The sequence below is a fragment of the Kitasatospora sp. NPDC057500 genome (genome assembly GCF_042802195.1).
Taxonomy (GTDB): domain Bacteria; phylum Actinomycetota; class Actinomycetes; order Streptomycetales; family Streptomycetaceae; genus Kitasatospora.
In genome coordinates, this window is the sequence record NZ_JBHVER010000021.1 from 28,360 (window position 1) to 45,974 (window position 17,615).

Sequence of the window (17,615 nt, forward strand, 5' to 3'; positions counted from 1 at the left end):
GAGTATGCCTACTCGCCGGTCACCTGTCAGGGGTTCCCAGGAAGGCCGGTGGCTCCCCGGCGCGGACCGGCGGCCGTCAGGAGTGCGGGACGGCGCGGCCGGCCGTGGTCAGCCGGCGGCCGCTGATCAGTTCCGGCACCAGTGAGACGAACATCGGGTCCGGGTCGCCGACCCAGGGCCGCAGGCCCGAGCGCAGCGCGCGGCGGATCTGCTCCGGGTCGCGCACGATGTCGGCCCGGCCGTGCACCAGCACGCTCCACCCGGTCCGGGTGACCGGGTCCAGCTGGTCGGCCTGGAAGGCGACGACGGTGCCGTCCAACCCGCGCGCGGTTGCACTACCCCGGCGCACGGCCAGCAGCAGGCGCCCGTCCGGTACGACCTCGAAGGAGACCGGGAGCACGGCCGGGAGCGCGTGTTCGGTGTACACCACGCGTCCGACGGGCACGGTGCCAAGCAGACGCAGGCACGTGTCCGCGCCGAGTTCCTCCAGTGGGTCGTCACGGTCCATGGGTCCGATGGTCCCTCCCCGGGGCGTGGGCCGACAGGGCCCATGGTCCCTGGGCGGTAGGGCCTTGCGGCCGTCGTGCGGCGCCGGGGGAGGGGCCGGGGCGGTCCCCGGGCACGCACGTCCCGCGTCCGGACGGCGTCCGGACGGCGCCCGGACACGGGATTCGGCCCCGGAACGCCGCCGGAAGGCCCGACGGTGACAGCGCGGGACGGTAGCCTGCCCGGCGGTGGCACCGGGGCACGCCGGGCGTGCCGGGAGCCGGGCGGCGCCGCCGGAGAAGGCTGACGGCGCGCGCGGCAGGGCCGGAACGGACGCGGCGGAACGGTTCGGCGGTCCCGGGAGCCCGGGGCCGGGCAGGAGGGGGCGGTACGGGTGGCAAGTGGGGTCGATCTGGTGGTCATCGGGGCGGACGGCGGGCCGGACCGCGCCTTCGGCGGGTCCGCGCAGGCGGCCGAGGGCGCCCGGTTGCTGGCCGACGTCCTGCCGGGGATGTGCTTCGACGCCGGCGCGGCCGGCAGCCGGGTCACCGTGGTCGAGCCGGGCGCGGACGCCAACGCCATGCTCACCGCCGTCCGGGAGGCGGCCGCCCGCCCGGGCCGCTGGCTGCTGGTCTGCCTGGTGGGCCAGTTGGTGGCCGACCCGCGCGGGCGCCGGCTCGCCCTGGTGACGGCGGGCTCCACCGCCGACAACGCCTACCGGCGCGGGCTGGCCTGGGACTGGGTGGTCAGCGCGATGGTGCACGGCCACCAGGAGGAGGCGATGCTGCTGGTCGACGCGGTCGCCGACAAGGACACCTGGGCGTCGCTGGAACGCGGCGGCGGCGAGGACGGCGCGGGCGAACTGCTCAGCTACTCGCGGGTCCCGCTCTGGGGCCGGATCGCCCGCCACGCGCCCGGCCGCTACACCCCGGGCCGGCGCGGGCGGGAGGCCGTCCTGCCGGGCGGCCCCGGCTCGTTCAGCCAGGCGCTCACCACCGTGCTGCGCGAGGGCGTCCCCGGCGCGCCCGCCGCCGTCGGACCGCACGAGCTGCAACCGGCCGTCGGCGCGCTGCTCGACGGCGGCGCCCCGTACGAGGGAGGGGGCGCAGGTGCGCCGTCGAACCAGCCCGACGCGCCGGGAGTGCGCCTGCTCGTTCCGCCGGAGGGCGGGCGCCTTCTGATGCGCAATCGGGCGGCGGTTCGGGGTGCATTGGCCGGATTGTCGCTTTCCGAGGAACTGTTGGCCATGCTGTGGCGGGAAAGCGCTCCGACGGATCCGCCTTCCGCGTAAGGTCAGGGGGCCGAAGGTGTTGCCGTGAAGCCCCGGTTTGGCGAAGAATCGATGCTCGCGGGGAAACGCCGGCGGTACGGCGGAATTCTTCTGGCGACCCCGGTCCACACCCGGGGCCGGCTGCGACGAGGTGGGGCGATGCGGCAGCGCGGAAATGTGTTGCGCCCTGGGGCGGTTGGGGTCGGAGGGCTGGTTCTGGCGTTGCTGCTGGGCGGCTGCGCGAGCGGCGGGTCCGGTGGTTCCACCGATCGCCTGGGGACGAGTGCGCCGACGGTCGCGGGGGTGACGGCGGTCCCTCCTTCGGGTGGTTCGGCAAACGGCGGGAACGCGCCGACCGAGGGTCCTGAAGGGGCCGCCGCCCGAGACGCCCTGAGTACCTATCAGGACTGGTGGCGGGCCCAGGCGGAGGCGTACGGGCGGGCGGATTCGGACGGTTCGCGATTCCAGACCTTCGCCTCCGGGAAGGCGCTGACCGACGCGCTGGTCAATCTGCGGCAACTCCGCGAAGCGAAACTGGTGATGACGGGTGAGCCGCGGAATTCCCCGGTGGTGAAGTCGGTGGATCTGACGGCCGATCCGAACACCGCCGTGATCGAGGACTGCCTGGATGTCTCCGGGTGGCACCAAGCTGACGCCGCCACCCTCACCGTGAAGGACCCGCCCGACCGGGCCACCCGGTACGTGGCGACCGTTTCCCTGCGACAGTTCGAGACGCGTTGGCTGATCAACGAGTTCAAGCGGGAGGTGGGACGCACATGCTGAAACCGGCACGGCGACTGGTGATCGGCGCGCCGTTGTTCGCCGGATTACTCCTGGTGCCGACGGGGCCCGTGGCGGCGGTGGAACCGGCCCCCACGGGGGGTGCCACCCAGTGCGAGGTGAAAGCCATCTGCGCGGACACCGAGGAGCCCGGTACCAAGCCGACCCCCGGCGGCGGGGGCACCGGAGGCGGGACGGGCGGCAGCTCCAGCGGGCCGCAGGTCTGCACCTTCAACGACCAGAACTTCGCCTGCAACGACCCCGAACTGGGGTGGTTCAGCGCCTCCAGGGGCTGCTACTTCCGTCCGGCCAAGCCGCAGCCGCCGGCCGGCGACCCGCTGTGGGGCGGGCGTACGCCCGGCGACGGCGTGGTCTACAGCCCTACCTGCGTCGGGTCGGACGGCACCCTGACCCCGGCACCTCAGGAGTACTCCGCCACGCCGCCCGCCGGGCCACCGCCGGACAACCCGCAGGCTCTCGCCGTCAAGGCCAGGGGCCAGGTCGTCTTCCCGGAAACCAAGCCGGCTGTCGCCCCCGAAGGTAGTTCGGTGGTGGGCGCGCCGGTCTGGCTCTGGCTGCGGGACGCACAGCCGCCCGCGCCGGGAAGGGCCGAGGGCAACACCATCACCGTCACCGTCACCCCCCGCCTGGCCTGGGTGAAGTGGGAGTTCGGGGACGGCACGAGCGTCACCTGCGAGGGCGCCGGTACGCCGTACGACCCCAAGTACGGCGCGAGCCCCTCGCCCACCTGCGGGCACGTCTTCAAGACCGGCTCGGGCACCAGGAAGGACGGCAAGTTCTTCGGCAAGGTCAGAGCACAGTGGTTCGGTGATGTGACGGTGTCCGACGGCACCAGGATCGATCCGATCGAGATCCCGGTCATCGAGGACTTCGAGTTCCGGGTCGCCGAGGTCCAGGTCCTCAACTAGCGCACAGCAAACCCCGACGAACGAACGAACGCGAGGAAGGCCGAAGCCCGGTGGAGAACCGTACAGTTGCCACGCCCGGCCCCGGCACGTCCGCCACGGCGACCGCGGCCGGCGCCGCGACCGCCCCGGCGGCGGTGCCGGAGTCGCGGCGCGGGGCGCCGCGCAGCCCCGGGCGGACGCTCGGTGCGCGGCGCCGGCGTCCCGCCGTGCTGGCGATGGCGGTGGCCCTGATAGCCGCCGGCGGGCTGGGCGGCGCGGTGCTGTACAACAGCACCGGTCAGCGGGTCGCGGTGCTGGCGCTGGCCCGGGACGTGCCGTGGGGCCAGGTGCTGACCGAGGCCGACCTGGTGGTCGTCCGGATCGCGACCGACCCGGCGCTCAAGCCGCTGGACGCCGCCGACCGGGCCAAGGCCGTCGGGATGCGGGCCACCACCGACCTCCACCGGGGCGGGCTGCTCACCAAGTCCGACCTCGCGCAGTCGCTCGTCCTCAACCCCGGACAGCTGCTGGTCGGTGTCTCGGCCCGGCGCACCCAGCTGCCGGCCACCCGGCTCCAATCGGGCCAGCCGGTGATCGTCGTCTACACCCCGGACGGGACGCGGTCCGAGACGCTCGCCGCCACCGTCTACACGGTGGGCCGGGTGGACACCGACGGCAGCCAGGTCTTCGACGCCGTCGTCGACCAGGCGGACGCGGGCAAGCTCGCCGCCTGGGTCGCCACCGGACGGATCCAGGTGCTGGTGGCGCCGCGCGCGGCGGCCGGAACGCCTGCCGCCGGGGCTCCTACGCCGACCGGCGCCCCGGCCTCCGGCGCTCCCGCCTCCGCCACGCCGCCGGCCGCCACCGGTGCACCCGCCACCGGTGCACCCGGCGCCGGGACCCCGGCCGCGGGCCGCCCCGCGACGGCGCCCGCCGCCCCGGCCGGGGCGGGTGGGAACTGACATGGCCGTGATCGCGGTGGTCGGCGCTCCGGGGGCGCCCGGCGCGACCACGACGGCGCTGGCGCTGCTGCTGGCCTGGCCGCTGCGGCCCGGCCGCCGCGTCCTGCTCGTCGAGTGCGACCCGGACGGCGGCGCCGTGCTGGCCGGTGCCCTGGAGGGCCGGGTCGAGGCGGTCTACGGGCTGCGCAACCTCGCCGTGGCCGACCGGCGCGGGCTGCTCGCCCAGGCCCTCTGGGAGCAGTTGATCGACATATCGCCGGAGGGCAACGCCGAACGGCTGCTGCTGCCGGGCCTCACCGACCCCACCCAGGCCCCCGGCCTCGCCTACACCTGGGAGCCGCTCATGGAGGTGCTGCGCGGGCTGGAGCCGCAGGGGTACGACGTCATCCTCGACCTCGGCCGTTCCGGCGCGGGCGGCACCAGCGCGGTGCTGGCCCGCCGGGCCGACGTGGTGGCCGCCACCGTGCGCACCACCCTGCGCGGGCTGAGCGCCGTCCGGCCCCGGCTGACCGCGCTCGCCGAGGACCTCGCCACGGCCGGCACCGGCTCGGACGCGCTGGGCCTGCTGCTGATCGCCGAGGGGCCGTACTCGGGGACGGAGGTGTCCCGCGAGTTCGGGCTGCCGGTGCTCGGGCTGCTGCCGCACGCGACGCGCACGGCCAAGGTGCTGTCGGACGGCGGGGACGTCAGCGACCGGCGGTTCGTCCGCTCGGAGCTGATGCGGACGGCGCGCTCGGCGGCGGACGAGATCCAGTTGGCGGTGCGGCGCCGGCGCCAGCGGCTCGCGCCCGCTCCGGCGCAGCCCGCCCAGCTCGCGCCGGCACCGGCGCCCCGGCCGGCCCCCGCTCCGGGGCCGGTCGGCCCGGTCGCCCAGCCCGGACCGCAGCCCGCCCCGGCCGGGTACGACTACGCGCGCCCCGCTCCGGCCGCCGTTCCGCAGCCCGGGCCGGTGGGGCAGCCGGGGCAGCCGGGGCAGCCCGTCCAGCCGCCGCAGGCCGCGCCGCCGTACGGGGCCGCGCACCACCAGCAGCCGTACGGCCCGGTGCCGCCGGTGATCACCACGGGCCCGGTGGCGCCGCTCGCCGGGCTGGCGCCGCAGCCGGCCGCCCCCGCGCCGTTCCCCGGGCACGGCGCCCAGCCGTACCCGGGACAGCCGGGACACCCGGGGCAGTCAGGAGAGCCGGGGCAGCCGTACCCGGCACAGCAGGGACAGCCCTACCCGTACGCCCAGCCCCACCACGAGCCCGTCGACGGGGAGGTGCTCCGTGCGCGGTAGCCCGCTGCACCAGCAGCCCGCGACCGACCCGGCCGCGCTGCCCTGGACGACGCCGCTGCCCGGGCCGGTCCACCCGGTGGCCCCCGGCCCGGTCGCCCCGGCCGACCAGCCGCGACCGCAGGCCGCCCACGCCCACCCCCCGGACGCGTCCGCCGTGTCCGCCGCGTCCGCCGTGCCCACCGCCGTCCCCTCCCAGCTGCCCTCGCTCGACCTGCGCGGCGCCGGCACCCGCCCGGCCGTCGACCCGCAGGTCGCCCGCGAGCTCAAGCGCCAGGTCGCCGCCGAACTGCACCAGCAGATCACCCGGCTGACCGCCGGATCCGGCACCGAGCCGGACCGCGCCACCCGTCGCCAGCGCGGCCGCGCGCTGATCGAGGAGGCCGTGGCCCGCTGGTCCGACGCCTACGCGCAGACCCACGGCATCCCGCCGACCCGGGACCAGGACCGCGCGCTCGCCGAGGCCGTCTTCGACCTGCTGTTCCGGGCCGGCCGGCTCCAGCCCTACCTCGACGACCCGGAGATCGAGAACATCCTGATCAACGGCTGCGACGACGTCTGGGTCTCCCGGGTCCACCAGCCGCTGCGCCAGGTCCCGCCGGTCGCCGACAGCGACGCCGAACTCGTCGAGCTGCTCCAGGACCTCGCCCGCCAGCACGGCGGCGGCGAGCGCACCCTGTCCACCGCCAGCCCCACCCTCGCCCTGCGCCTGGAGGGCGGCATGCGCCTCCAGGCGCTCACCGAGGTCACCCCCCGCCCCTACGTGGCGATCCGCCGGCACCGGGTGGCCTCGGCGACGCTGCCCGAGATGGTCCGGCTCGGCACCCTGGACACCACCCTCGCCGCGTTCCTGGCCTCGGCCATCCGGGCCCGGAAGAACGTGATGATCACCGGGACCCAGGGCGTCGGCAAGACCAGCCTGCTGCGCGCGATGGCCGCCGAGATCCCGCCGGACGAGCGGATCGGCACCCTGGAGTCGGAGTTCGAGCTCTGGCTGCACACCCTCGGCCATCTGCGCCAGGTCGTCCCGATGGAGGCCCGCGAGGGCAACGGCGAACGGGTGGACGGCCGTTCGGCGGGCGAACTGACCATCGGCGACCTCATCCCGGCCGCGCTGCGGATGACGCTCTCGCGGATCATCGTCGGCGAGGTCCGCTCCGGCGAGGTCGTCCCGATGCTGCGCGTCATGACCAACGGCGAGGGCGGCTCGATGTGCACCCTGCACGCGCGCGGGCCGCACATGGTCGTCGACCGGATCGCGGAACTCTGCCTGGAGTACGGCTCGCACATGACCGACGCACTCGCCTACCGGCTCACCGCCAACGCCGTCGACCTCATCGTGCACGTGGCGATGGTGGACGAGACGGCCGTCGGCGGGCGCCGGCACCGCTTCGTCTCGCACGTCCTGGAGGTCACCGGCCTCGGCGAGAGCGGCCGGCCCGCGCTGAACACCGTGTTCGGGCCGCGCCCCGACCTCGGCGAGCCGCGCGCCGTCCCGCACACCCCGCCGCAGTGCCTGGACGACCTGCGCCGGGCCGGCTTCGACGCCGCGCTGCTCGGCTCCCGGTACGGCAGCTGGGCCGCACCGCTCCAGCTCCGGATCGGCGGTGGCGTCCGATGATGCCGCTCTTCGTCCTGTGCGGCCTGGCCGTCGCGGCCGGGCTGGTCGCCCTGGCGGTCTGGGCGCGCGGCAGCGAGCCCGTCCCGGAGGACGCCGAGGAGCCGGAGGCGCTCAACCCGCTTGCCTCCCGGCTGCACGTGTTCTGGTACGGCGCGCCCGGCACCGCCTCGCACCGGGTGGCGCGGCTGCGCCGCATCCAGCTGCCGATCGCGCTGATCGGGGCGCCGCTCGGCTGGCTGTTCACCGGCATCCCGCTGACCGTGCTGCTGGTGCCGCTGGCGGTGTTCGGCCTGCCCTGGCTGTTCGACGCCACCCGCTCGGACACCGACCGGATCGAGCGGCTGGAGGCGCTCTCCGAGTGGACCCAGCGGATCGCCGACGTGCTGCTGCTCGGCGTCGGCCTCAACCAGGCCATCGTCACCAGCCGGCGCACCGCGCCCGCCGCGATCGAGGCCGAGGTCGGCGAGCTGGCCGCCAGGCTCCAGGCCCGCTGGCGGCCGGAGGAGGCGCTGCGGCTGTTCGCCGACAGCATGGCCGACGCCACCTCCGACAAGGTGCTCGCCGCGCTGCTGCTGCGCGCCGGGGACAGCGGCCCGGGTCTGGCCCGGGCGCTGTCCGACATGGCCGAGTCGGTGCGCGAGGAGGTCCGCCAGCGGCGCACCATCGAGGCCGACCGGGCCAAGCACCGCACCACCATCCGCTGGCTGGTCGGCATCATCCTGCTGGTCGTGGTGGTGGGCTCGTTCAACACCGAGTACACCCGCCCGTACGGCACGGTGCTCGGGCAGATCGTGCTCGGCGTGGTCTGCGCGCTGTTCGTCGGCGTGATCGCCTGGATGCGGGCGCTGGCCTCGTACCCGCCGGTGCCGCGGCTGCTGGAGATGGACCGGCGCAGCCGTCCCGGCCGGGCGCTGCGCCGCCGCCGGCCCGGTGCGGACGGCGCGGAGGGCGCGGGCGCCGGGGCCGAACCCGGCTCCGCGACCGGGACCGAGGGCGGCGCACGACTGTTCGGGGAGGCGCGATGATCTCGCCGTGGGCCGTACTGGCCGGTTCCGTGGCGGCCGGCGGCGTCGCCATGCTGATCGCCGAACTCCGGCCCGCGCCGCCCGACCTGGGCCAGGCGCTGGACCGGCTGCACCGCACCCCGGCCGAACGCACCCCCGACCCGGACGAGCGGCCGCGCTGGTTCGACCGGATCGGCGAGCGCTCCGTCACCCTGCGCGGGGTGCGCATCCCCGAGCGGGAACTCGCCCTGATCGGCCGCACCCCGGCCCGGTTCATGGCGCACAAGCTGCTGTTCGCCCTGCTCGGCCTGGTGCTGCCGCCGTACCTGCTGGTGGCGGCGCTGCTGCTGGACGTGAACCTGCCGTTCGCGCTGCCGCTGGTGGTCGGGCCGGTGCTGGCCGCCATGCTCTGGTTCGTGCCGGACGCGATCGTGCGCGGCGAGGCCAAGGAGGCGCGGGTCGAGTACCTGCACGGCATCGCCGCCTACCTGGAACTGGTCGCGATGGAACGGGCCGCCGACCTCGGCCCGGCGGAGGCGCTGCGCCGGGCCGCCGCGGTCGGGCGCGGCGCGGTGTTCCGCCGGATCCGTGACGCGCTGGACCGGGCGGCCACCGACCGGCTGCCGCCGTGGGCCGGACTGGAGGCGCTGGCCGCGGAGTTGGGTCTGATCCCGCTCCAGGACCTGGCCGACATCATGCGGATCTCCGGCACCGACGGCGCGGCCGTCTACGACACCCTGCGGGCCCGCGCCAAGGGCCTGCGCGGCGAGTTGATGGCCGAGGACCTCGCCCGGGCCAACGCCGACAGCGAGCGGATGGTCGCACCGGGCTCCGCGCTGACCATGCTGATGACCGTCTTGATCATTTACCCCGCGCTCTACAAGATGCTCAACTGAACCGCCCCGCACGGAGGTCCGCGCCTCCGTCACCACACCTCACCTCTCGGGAGCACCTGATGAACGCTCATCTCAAGACATTCGTCGGCCGATTGGCAGGCGCGACCCTGCTGCCGCTCCAGTTCGCCGTGATGCTGTTCCACTTCCGGATGGGCCGGGCCAAGGCCGCCCGGGCGCGCGGCGACAAGGGTGCCATCAGCATCGAACTCGCGCTCGCCGTCATCGCGCTGGTGTTCATCGCGGGCCTGGTGACGTTCGCGCTGGTCGGCCTCAAGGACAAGGTCGTCGACAAGGTCAACGAGGACCCGGACTACCACGGGGAGAACGGCCCCAAGTGACCCGCCGTCGTCGCCTCCGCCGTTCCGACCGGGGGTCGATGAGCCTGAGCCTGGCCATCGTCTTCCCGGTCGTCCTGCTCCTGGTCCTGGCCGTCGCCCAGACCGGGCTGTGGTGGTACCACCGCCAACTCGCGCTGACCGCTGCCCGCGAGGGCGTCGACGCGGGGCGGATGCAGGGGGGCCGGAGCGACGAGCAGAAGAACGAGGCCGCGCGCCGGCAGGCGGAGGACTTCCTCCAGCGGCAGGGGAGCGCGGAGCACCGGGTGGTCACGGACGGCAGTTCGCCGGTGCTGATCCGGGTGACCGTGGAGGTGAAGGCGCCGGTGATCGTGCCGTTCATCGCGCGGCCGACCGTCACCCAGTTCGCCGAGTCCCCGCGCGAGCGGTTCGTCCCGCCGGTGGTGGTGAACCCGTGAGCGCACAGGTGAGCGGGCCGGCCGGGTGGGTGCGGCGGTTCGCCGTGCGCCGCCCCGCCCGGTCGGCGCGCGGGCGCGACCGCGGCAGCGCCGCCATCGAGGCGGCGATCGTCGCGCCCGCCGTGGTCGCGCTGATCCTGGTCGCGGTCGCGGCGGGCCGGGTGCAGACCGCCGGCGGCTCGGTGGAGGCGGCGGCCCGGTCCGCCGCCCGGACGGCGTCACTGGCGCGCAGCGTGGACGGCATGGACGATGCCGTGGAGGCCGCCGCCGAGCACGCCCTGGCGCAGGAGGGCGTGCACTGCCGGAACACCGACAAGGCGGCGCTCGTGCACGGCGAACTGGTCAGCCACGGGGTGACGTTGGCGACGGTCGAGGTGACGGTGCGGTGCGAGGTCGGCCTGGGCGACCTGGTCGGCGGGCCGGACGTTCCGCTCACGAAGACCCTCACCGGTCGGTTCGTCTCGGTGGTCGACCGGTACCGCGGCCAGTGAGCGGCGGGCATGATGATGGTGTGTCAGGTCGTGGTACGGGTGGTGACGGTGTTGTGAGGACGAGCGGGCCGGACGGGGATTGGGGAGCCGTCGGGCGGGGGAGACGCATGCGGAGGGCGCCCGGGGGAGGGCGGACGGACCGGTGGGGAGGGAACGCCATGGCACGCGGACGCGCGGTGCGGCGGTTCCGCCGCACCAGGCTCGGCGGGCCGTTCGGCGCACGCACCGACCGGGGCGCGCTGTCGATCTTCGTCGCCATGTGCGCGGGCTACGTGGTGCTGGTCATCGCGCTGGTCATCGACGCCGGCGGCAAGCTGCGGCTGGCGGAGCGGGTCGACGGCTACGCCCAGGAGGCCGCCCGGGTGGGCGGCCAGCAGTTGGACGAGGCGGCCCTGTTGCAGGGCCAGGGCTACAAGGTGCGGACGGCGTACGCCGAGGAGGCGGCCAACAGCTACCTCAAGCTGTACGGCCTGAAGGCCAAGAAGGTGGACTTCTTGGACGGCGGAGCCACCGTCGAGATCACGGTGGAGGCCGAGTTCCGCCCCGTCATGCTGGGCGACCTCGCGAAGCGGAAGGTTACGGGCAAGGGGCGTGCCACCCTCGTCCACGGAGTCAAGGAAGCGGAGACCGACTGATGGCCGCGCCACGCGTCAAGGACCAGACCCGTGCCGGGCGTCCGGCCCGGGGTGTGCCCACCACCACCCCCGCGTCCGGCCGGCGGCCGGCGCCGCAATCCTCCCACCGGGCCGGCGGCGGCGGGCGGGGCGGCCGGGGTGGCAGAGGTGGCCGGGGCGGCGCCGTGCTCGGCGCGCTCGCGGCCCTGATCACCCTGCTCGGCCTGCTCCTCGGCCTGCCGGCGCTGCTGCTCTACGGCACCGCGGCGGTGGCCGACATGGGCGAACTCGCCCCCGACGGCCTCGGCGCGCTGCTGACCAGCCCCGACGACGGGCGGCTGTTCCTGTGGCTGCTGGTGGTGGTCGGCTGGGTCGGCTGGGCCTGCTTCGCGCTCTCCGTGCTGCTGGAGATCCCGGCGCAGCTGCGCGGCCGGGTGGCCCGGCGGATCCCGGCCTTCGGCTGGAGCCAGCGGGCCGCGGCCGGACTGGTCGGCGCGGTCATCGCGCTGCTGCCGGTGGCCGGCGGGGCCTTCGCCGCCACCGCCGAGCACGCCCCCGTGCCGGCCGCCGCGACGGCTGCCGTGACCGCCGGCCCGCAGCGCGTCGCGCTGCCCGCCGCGCAGGCCGCACCGTCGCTCGCGCCCGCCGCCGAGTCGCAGGCCTCCTACACGGTGCGCGACAGCCGCCCCGCCGACAGCCTCTGGTCCATCGCCGAGCGCCAACTGGGCTCCGGTGAGCGGTGGACGGAGATCGCCAAGCTCAACGAGGGCCGGGTGATGGACGATTCGGGCAACCGCTTCGACGCGGAGCGTCCGATCCACCCCGGCTGGAACCTGCTGATGCCGGCCGACGCCAAGCCCGACGAGGCCAAGCCCGCCGCGCCCGCCGCGCCCGCCCCGGCCGGGACGCCGCAGGCCGGAACCGCCGGCGGCGCGGCCCAGGGCGGCGGCACCGTCACGGTCAAGGAGGGCGACAGCCTGTCGGCCATCGCCGAGCGGGCGATGGGGGACGCCGAGGCGTGGCCGCAGCTGTTCGAGGCCAACAAGGGGGCCCAGGCGCCGGACGGCGAGCGGCTCACCGACCCGGACGTCGTCGCGCCCGGCATGGTGCTCACCCTGCCCGGGGCGGCCGCGCCCGCCCCGACCCCGGCGCCCGCCCCCGCTCCCGAGCAGGCGCCCGCGCCCGCGCCGACCCCGCCACCGCCCGCGCCGAACACCCAGGCACCGTCGGCGCCCGCCGCCGAGACGCCCGCCCCCGCGCAGCCGTCCGCGCCCGCGCAGGCCCCGGCGCCCGCCCAGTCGTCCGCGCCGCAGGCCGACCCCCAGGCGCCCGCCGCCCACGCCGAGCAGGCCCCGGACGACGACTACACCGTGGCCCTCGCCGCCTCCACCGTCGGCGTCCTGCTCGCCGCGATCATGGTCGGCGCCGTCGCCCGCAAGCGCGGCGGCCAGCTGCGCGCCCGCCGCCCCCGGCACCGGATCGCCCTGCCCGCCGCCCCGGCCGCCGCCTTCGAGGCGGAGCTGAAGGCCCGCCAGGACGACGCCGGACTAGACCTGCTCGACCGCGCACTGCGCAGCATGGCCCGCAACACCGTGCGCGGCGGCAAGCGGCTGCCCGCGATCGTCGCCGCCCGGATCACCCCCGGCCGCACCGTCGAACTCCACCTCTCCGGCGCGGTGGCCCCCATCGCGCCGTTCCGCGCCGCCCACACGCCCGACATCTGGTGGTGCGCCGCCGACTCCGACGGCCTGCTCTCCCCGTCCCAGGCCCGCAAGACCGCCGCCCCCTACCCGGCGCTGGTCACCCTCGGCTCCGCCGCCGACGGCTCGGTGGTCCTCGCCGACCTGGAGACCGTCCGGCTGCTGCACCTGTCCGGCCACCCGGACGACGCCCGCGACGTGCTGCGCACCCTCGCCCTCGAACTCGCCCACAGCCCGCTCGCCGACCGCCTCCACCTGCACCTGGTCGACCTCGCCGAGGAGGTGCCGATCAGCGGCCCCGCCGCCGAGCGGATCCACCGGCACACCACCCTGGAGGCCGCGCTCACCGCGCTCGGCCCGCGCACCGCCAAGGCCCGCGCGACGCTGGTCGCCGCCGAGGCCGCCAGCCCCCGGGACGCCCGCAGCCGCGGCCTGGCCGACGAGTCCTGGGTCCCCGAGATCGTGCTCTGCGCCCACCAGCCCGGCGGCGAGGTCCCGGCCGAGCTGGGCCGGCTGCTCGACGCCCGTCCCCGCACCTGCGTCGCCGTGGTCACCCGCGCCCCCGAGCGCGGCACCGGCCCGGTCGCCCGCTGGACCCTCCCGGCCACCGGCCAGGCCACCATCCCCGGCCTGCACCTCACCCTGGAGCTCCAGCGGCTGACCACCGGCCAGTACGAGCAGGTCACCGAACTGCTCCGGACCGCCGACGACGCCACCCAGCACCCCGCACCGGCCTGGACCCTGGACGGGGAGGAGCTGGATCCGGCCGACCTGCCGGTGCCCGTCCCGGTGCTGGCGGGTGTCGGCGCCGCCGGCGGCCCGGGCGGGGACGGCCCGGCGGGCTTCTCGCTCGCCGCGCTGGACGCCGCCCTCGGCGGGCCTGACGACGGGGACGACGCGGACGGCGACGCCGACACGGGGGCGGCGGGGCCGCGCCTGCTGGCCCGGGTGATCGGCACGGGCGCCAGCCCGTTCGCCGGCACCGACCCGGCGGCGCCGCTCCCCGGCAGCGCCGGGCCGGCCGCGCTGCCGGTGCCTCGGCACCTGATCAACGGGCTCGGCCGCCAGGCCGGCTCCTCTGCTCCGGCCTCGACCCCGGCTCCGGTCTCCGCCTCCGCCTCCGCCGCTCCCACGGGCCCGGCCGCCGCGTTCCCGGTGCCGGCCGCGCCGCCTGCGGACGCCGCCGACGGTTCCGGCGGTTCCGGCGGTTCCGGCGGGGGCGACGGGTTCGACGGGTTCGACGGGGACGAGACGACGCAGAACCTCGGCCTGCCGGGTCCCGTCGCGCCCGTCCAGCCGGTGGCCCCGGTGGTCCCGGCCGCGCCCGAGGAGGTACCCGCCCTCGACGCCGCGCCCGTTCCGGCGGCCGTCCCCGCGCCCGTCCCGGCGGCGGAGCCGGTGCCCGAACCCGTGCCGACCCACGACCCGGCCCCCGCGCCCACGGCCGCCGACCCGCGCGTCCCCGCCCGCCCCGAGCCCGGCCCGGCCGCGTCCGCCCCGGTCGCCCGCACCGCCTCCGGGCGCAGCGACAGCGACGACCTGCTCGCCATCCTCCGCTCCCCGGAGGCGCACGCCACCCGGGCCACCCCCCGGATCCGCCTGCTCGGCCCGGTCGACGTCGCCGGTACCGGCGGCAACGCCGAACCGGGCGCGGTCGTCCGGCTCACCGAACTCGCCGCCTACCTGGCCCTGCGCCCCGGCGCCGACAACGCCGCCCTCGACCACGACCTGCACCCCGGCGCGGCCCACCTCGACCCGCACCCCACCGCCGCCGACGCCCGCAGCCCGCTGCCCGACAAGATCGGGGACCTCGCCGCCTGGCTGGGCACCGCCCCGGACGGCCGGCCGTTCCTGGCCACCGACCAGGCCGAGGGCTACACCTTCGCGCCCGCCGTCACCTGCGACTGGGACGAGTTCCGCAGCCTCTACCGGCGCGGCATGCGCAGCACCAGCGCCACCGCCGACGCGGCCCTCGCCCACGCCCTCGCCCTGGTCCGCGGCGCCCCGTTCGCCGAGGCCCCGCCCGCCGCCTACGGCTGGGCCGAGAGCGAGCGCCAGGACATGATCGCCGCGATCGTCGACACCGCCCACGAACTCGCCGCCCGCCGCCTCCAGTACGGCGACCACCGCAGCGCCGAGGCCGCCGTCTTCCGCGGCCTCGCCGTCGCCCCGGACGTCGAACTGCTGCACCGCGACCTCTTCTACGCCTACGCCTCCGCCGGCGCCCGCGACCAACTCCTGCGCGCCGTCAACCGCCTGGACGCCCTCAGCCGCCGCACCGGCCGCGACCTCGACGCCGACACCGTCTCCCTCCTCCGCGACCTCCTCGCCGGCTCCTGACCTCCCGGAGTAGGAAGTCGGCCCACCCGACTTCCTACTCCGGCTCCCAAACGACGTTCCGCCTCGCCAGCCCCAGACCCCGGTAGGGATCTGGGGCTTTCGCCTGCCAGGTCCGGAGTGGGAGGTCGGTGGGGCCGACTTCCCACTCCGCCGCTCTGCCTGAGGAGCCGAGGTCTGCCCGACTTGCCATCCGCTGCTGCGTTCCCGTTCCGCTCGCCACCTTCCGACCCCGCGCCACCTGCGGCGCGGAAGGCCGGCCCAGCGGCTATTCGCCCCGCCAGCTCCTGGCCTTTGGTGGCGAGCTGGGGCTTCGTCTGCCAGGTCTGGAGTGGGAAGTCGGCCTGCCCGACTTTCTGTTCCGCCGCCTGCCTGGGGAGTCGAGGTCTGCCCGGCCGGCATCCCCTCCTGGTGGCGGGCCGTCGGCACTTGATCCGGAGTGGGAAGTCGGCCTGCCCGACTTCCCACTCCGTTGCCTCGGCGGGCTGGCTGTTGGGGCAGGGGAGTGGGGGAGTGCGACCCGGCCTGGATCGGGTGTGGCGGGATCTCGTAGGGTGGCGCACACGGGTGTGGTGACAGGCACCACGCGGGGTTCGAGGCAGCAGACGCCGCTGGGCGGCGGGGCGGGGCGGTGACCTGGAGATGGCGGAGACGAAGGTGGTCCCCGGAGGTCCCGAACCCGTACCGGACGCGGGCCCGCGGGACGCCTACGAGGAGCACCCGCCCGGCCCGGCCGCCCTGTACGAGCCACCCGCCCCCGGGCCGGTGCCCGGGCCGCCCGAGCCGTCCACCGGATGGACCGTCACCGGCATGCCCGCGATGGGCGGCCTGCCCGGCGGCCCGGCCGTCCCGCCGCCGCCCTACACCGCCCCCGGCGCCACCCCCGCGCACGGCCTGCCCGGCATCGGCGGCGGCCTGGGCAACGGGCCGCGTGGCCGCATCCTGGTCGTCGAGGGCGGCTACGGCACCTCCGGCCGCCGCACCTGGGGCCGCGGCGGACCGGCGCAGGCGCCGGTGCTGTCCGCGATGCTCGCCGCCGTCTCGCCGCAGGTGCTGCTCGCCGTCGACGCCGTCGACGCCGTTCACCTGCCCGGCGCCAGCGACCCGCACACCGTCCTCGCCCACCTGCGCGCCGCCGCCCGTCACCCCGGGCCGCTGCTCGTCCACCTCGGCGGCCACCTCCTCGCCGACAAGCGCGGCGGCCAACTCCACCTCACACTGCGGGACTCCAAGCCCGGCAGCATCCGCCAGGACGGCCTCGCCTGGCAGGCGATCGCCGGTGAACTGCGGCACCGCCCGGCGGACTGGCAGACTCTGGTGATCGCCGACCTGAGCGCCGACCAGAACGCCTGGCCGCTGCTCCAGGGCACCGTCTCGCCGCTCGGCGAAGGCCTGCCGTTGTGGGCGGTGATCAGCCCGGACCCGGAGCAGATCGGTACCTTCACCCGGGCGCTGATCGAGGCCCTGCACGGCGGCCGACCGGGTGCTGAGGCGGTCCTGGCCCCCGAACAACTGCGCCAGCAGGTGTACTCGGTGCTCCGCCCCGACGTGATCGTGCTCAGCACGCACGCGCCGGACCGCCCCGTGTTCCGCAACACCGCCCGGCGCGGCGACGGCCCGTTCGCCGACGCCGTCCCGTACGAGGGGCCGAGCCCGGCCGCCGTGCTGCCCCGGCCGGCCCCCGTCCAGGAGGACTCCCCTTGGCCGGCGGACCGGCCGTGGAGCGAGCCGCCGCGCGACGCGGTCCCGCAGGACGCGGTCCCGCACGACACTGTGCCGCAGCCCCGCCCGGCCGTCACCCTGGACAAGCCCGCCGCCGTGGCGCAGCCTGCGGACGGCCCGGTGAGCCTGCTCAAGCCTGGGGTGCCGCCCACCCCGCCGCTCCCGCCGCGCCCGGCCGACCTGCGGAAGCCCGACGCCTGGCAGCCGCCGGCCCCTGAGCCGACCGACGCGCCGACCGACGCGCCGGCGCCCGCCGAGGCGGCTCAGCAGGCCGAACCGGTCGAACCGGCCGCGCCCGCCCCCGCCCCCGTGCCCGCCCCTGAAGCCGCCGAGCCCCGCGCCGACTACCGCGAGGTGATCGGCCGGATCGTCCGCAGCGCCGACGCCGGCGACCACGCCGCCGCCATCGACCTGGCCTTCGCCCTCGAACTGGAGGCGATCGCCGAGCACGGCCCGGTCTCCGCCCCGGTGCTCCAGGTCCGTCAGGTCCGCGCGCACGTCTCACGTCTCGCCGGGCGGCTCGCCGAGGCGGCGGACATCTACCGCGAGGTCGCCCTCTCCCTGCTCCGCACCCAGGGCGCCGAGCACCCGGAGACCCAGCACGCGGCCACCAACGCCGAGGCCTGCTGGCGGGCGATCCGGGACCGCGCCGAGGCCCTGCGGATCGCCCCGGAGATCATCGAGCTGCGCGCCCACCTCCCGGGCCCCGACGGCCGCAAGCTCCGCGCCGCCGAACGCCACCTCGCGGCCCTCGCCGCCGCCGTCCCCGACCCCGCCTGATCCGGGATGGGCATCCT

Annotated in this window: 15 protein-coding genes; 14 read left to right on the top strand and 1 reads right to left on the bottom strand. The window is 76.4% G+C overall.

Translation table 11 applies throughout. The features are described 5' to 3' along the window. Positions 1 to 76: 76 nt before the first annotated feature. Positions 77 to 508: a pyridoxamine 5'-phosphate oxidase family protein gene (locus tag ACFU74_RS07205; RefSeq protein WP_380753083.1), complete on the bottom strand. Its 432-nt coding sequence runs from the start codon at positions 506 to 508 to the stop codon at positions 77 to 79. 372 nt (positions 509 to 880) lie between these two features. Here ACFU74_RS07205 and ACFU74_RS07210 point away from each other — a divergent pair, with 372 nt between their 5' ends. The 14 genes from ACFU74_RS07210 (at position 881) to ACFU74_RS07275 (ending at position 17,598) form a co-directional block, all read left to right on the top strand. Then, positions 881 to 1,777: a hypothetical protein gene (locus ACFU74_RS07210; RefSeq protein WP_380753086.1), complete on the top strand. Its 897-nt coding sequence runs from the start codon at positions 881 to 883 to the stop codon at positions 1,775 to 1,777. Positions 1,778 to 1,915: 138 nt separating this feature from the next. Then, entirely contained in the window at positions 1,916 to 2,539 is a 624-nt protein-coding gene (locus tag ACFU74_RS07215; RefSeq protein ID WP_380753088.1) for a hypothetical protein, read from the top strand. A gap of 116 nt (positions 2,540 to 2,655) precedes the next feature. Beyond that, entirely contained in the window at positions 2,656 to 3,465 is an 810-nt protein-coding gene (locus ACFU74_RS07220) for a hypothetical protein (RefSeq protein WP_380753091.1), read from the top strand. A gap of 50 nt (positions 3,466 to 3,515) precedes the next feature. Beyond that, on the top strand, positions 3,516 to 4,406 hold the full coding sequence (locus ACFU74_RS07225) for an SAF domain-containing protein (RefSeq protein ID WP_380753093.1): 891 nt from the start codon (positions 3,516 to 3,518) through the stop codon (positions 4,404 to 4,406). Between the two features lies 1 nt (position 4,407). Then, positions 4,408 to 5,682 (top strand): hypothetical protein, encoded by a 1,275-nt coding sequence (locus ACFU74_RS07230; RefSeq protein WP_380753096.1) that lies wholly within the window; start codon positions 4,408 to 4,410, stop codon positions 5,680 to 5,682. Continuing rightward, on the top strand, positions 5,672 to 7,300 hold the full coding sequence (locus ACFU74_RS07235) for a CpaF family protein (RefSeq protein WP_380753098.1): 1,629 nt from the start codon (positions 5,672 to 5,674) through the stop codon (positions 7,298 to 7,300). The genes ACFU74_RS07230 and ACFU74_RS07235 overlap by 11 nt, the downstream gene beginning before the upstream one ends. Further along, positions 7,300 to 8,325 carry a type II secretion system F family protein gene (locus tag ACFU74_RS07240; RefSeq protein WP_380753100.1) on the top strand — a complete coding sequence of 342 codons (1,026 nt, stop codon included), beginning with the start codon at positions 7,300 to 7,302 and terminating at the stop codon, positions 8,323 to 8,325. Before ACFU74_RS07235 ends, ACFU74_RS07240 begins: the two co-directional genes overlap by 1 nt. Beyond that, on the top strand, positions 8,322 to 9,200 hold the full coding sequence (locus ACFU74_RS07245) for a type II secretion system F family protein (RefSeq protein WP_380753103.1): 879 nt from the start codon (positions 8,322 to 8,324) through the stop codon (positions 9,198 to 9,200). The genes ACFU74_RS07240 and ACFU74_RS07245 overlap by 4 nt, the downstream gene beginning before the upstream one ends. Positions 9,201 to 9,259: 59 nt before the next feature. Then, entirely contained in the window at positions 9,260 to 9,538 is a 279-nt protein-coding gene (locus tag ACFU74_RS07250; RefSeq protein WP_380753105.1) for a hypothetical protein, read from the top strand. 38 nt (positions 9,539 to 9,576) lie between these two features. Continuing rightward, positions 9,577 to 9,954: a TadE/TadG family type IV pilus assembly protein gene (locus ACFU74_RS07255; protein WP_380753108.1), complete on the top strand. Its 378-nt coding sequence runs from the start codon at positions 9,577 to 9,579 to the stop codon at positions 9,952 to 9,954. Next, positions 9,951 to 10,445, top strand: a complete 495-nt coding sequence (locus ACFU74_RS07260) for a TadE/TadG family type IV pilus assembly protein (RefSeq protein ID WP_380753111.1) — start codon at positions 9,951 to 9,953, stop codon at positions 10,443 to 10,445. The genes ACFU74_RS07255 and ACFU74_RS07260 overlap by 4 nt, the downstream gene beginning before the upstream one ends. Before the next feature lie 158 nt (positions 10,446 to 10,603). After that, complete coding sequence (locus tag ACFU74_RS07265; protein ID WP_380753114.1) at positions 10,604 to 11,080, top strand: hypothetical protein; 477 nt, start codon at positions 10,604 to 10,606, stop codon at positions 11,078 to 11,080. Further along, on the top strand, positions 11,080 to 15,099 hold the full coding sequence (locus tag ACFU74_RS07270) for a LysM peptidoglycan-binding domain-containing protein (RefSeq protein ID WP_380753117.1): 4,020 nt from the start codon (positions 11,080 to 11,082) through the stop codon (positions 15,097 to 15,099). Before ACFU74_RS07265 ends, ACFU74_RS07270 begins: the two co-directional genes overlap by 1 nt. Positions 15,100 to 15,738: 639 nt before the next feature. Beyond that, a complete protein-coding gene (locus tag ACFU74_RS07275; RefSeq protein WP_380753120.1) occupies positions 15,739 to 17,598 on the top strand; it encodes a hypothetical protein in 1,860 nt (619 codons plus the stop codon). The last annotated feature ends 17 nt before the right edge of the window (positions 17,599 to 17,615 follow it).